The 1623-nt window shown below is 34.4% G+C and carries 2 protein-coding genes; both read left to right on the top strand.

The window, feature by feature from the left end; genetic code table 11:
* The first annotated feature begins 410 nt into the window (after positions 1-410).
* Positions 411-749 (top strand): hypothetical protein, encoded by a 339-nt coding sequence (locus tag M3627_RS20315; protein WP_251557261.1) that lies wholly within the window; start codon positions 411-413, stop codon positions 747-749.
* A gap of 227 nt (positions 750-976) precedes the next feature.
* Positions 977-1342, top strand: a complete 366-nt coding sequence (locus M3627_RS20320) for a histidine kinase (RefSeq protein ID WP_251557263.1) — start codon at positions 977-979, stop codon at positions 1340-1342.
* The last annotated feature ends 281 nt before the right edge of the window (positions 1343-1623 follow it).

Raw genomic sequence — 1623 nt, forward strand, 5'->3', positions numbered from 1 at the left:
GGGCCGCCCCCTGGAAAGCATCCGCTCGGAACGGAAAGACATGGATTCAGAAAATAGTAGAAGATGAACAGAACCTGCATTCATACTCTACCTCTAAACGTTTTAAAGGCACTTTTTCAGTGCCCTCAGCACAGCAGCGAGGAGGCTGAAGCCACGCCGGCGGAAAGCGTAGTCTGGAACAAAATCAAAGTATACTCGCTATTAATCTCTTTAAGTATATGAAATAGAAATTAATAAATAGAAGCTTCTCTAATTAAAAAGGCTATGTTAAAGGCTAGGGTTGTTTATTCGTGAAGCGATGTAGTTTGTGAAATATTACACTTAAGCTGAAGGTGCAGTTTAGTTCAATAAGAAAATTTGTTAAAAGTACTATATTTTTATCTGAGAATGTTATGAGAAAGGGGTTCAAAGTGGCTATTTATTCAATAAATAATTACGAAAAATTAAAAGACATTTATTTACACGATTCTGAACTTCAAAATATATTGGTTAATTACAGTAAAAAGGAAATAGAAATAAATCTAATTACAGCGACGAACCAAGACACAAATACAAGGGAAATTAAGTTGTATTTCAATGAGGTAAGAAATTTACACGTTCCAATGCTAGAACCATGGGGAAGTGGCTTTTATATCAACTCAATTGATTTAGAAGTAGAAGATGAATTTATTAAGACTACAATTACATTAAACTCTGGGGACGAGATAAGATGTGTCTCAGAAACTATAGAAACGGATTATTCTTATTAAGCTAAAGGTCAACCAGAAAAATCTGGCTAACCTTAAATTATGAACGGGTGCTTTAACAAAATGTGGGCATCATTTCGATGGTCTATTTTTATGTTCAAAACATTAAGTTGTTCTTAAGTTGATCTCAGACATGCTTTGTGAAATGTTACAATTAAACTAAACCAGCAGTTTAGTTGAAGAGTGAGTATAATTATTTTAAGAACTAATTTAATCAAGGAGAACTCATAATGCTTACCGATAAACAGAAATTACTTTTTGAAAACTTAAAGAACATTAAAGATTATTGGACACACACTGCGGTTGAACATTTAAGTCCTGACGCTGATTTAATCGCTTCTAACTGTGAAGAGGAGTATCAGTTGCTGGCAAACAAAATCACTTCGGACGAAGAACTGCTTGCCTTTCGAAAAATACAAAATGAACTTATAGAAGGAGTTATTCATTCTATATTAGTGATGGTCGATGGCGGGGATGACCAAGCAGACAAGTTGTTGGTTGATTTAATAGATAGAGAAACCAAAGAATCGTTGCAAGACGACATCGCACTACACGAAGAATTTATTGGTTTTCTACTTGATGCAGAAGTCGAATAAATTGTATTTCTTCATCAACTACGGGTGCTTTAGTAAAGAGAAAATCAAATTAAAATGAGCTTGGAGGAGATCTCCCAGCTCATTTTTTGTCTTAAATCAACCTCTACCTTTAACATAGCCATCAAAAACCTCCCCAGTTCTTGATTGAAGTGGAAGGCGGCGACTCCCTCTTAAAATGTAGTCGTACCAATGGTTTCATTACGTATTTTAAAGTGAAAAAAATTTTTTTAACTCGTCTTACTGATCTTTTGCACCCTTATTAAACCACTTATTAAAAATAT

The organism is Psychrobacillus sp. MER TA 171 (genome assembly GCF_023713305.1).
GTDB lineage: Bacteria > Bacillota > Bacilli > Bacillales_A > Planococcaceae > Psychrobacillus.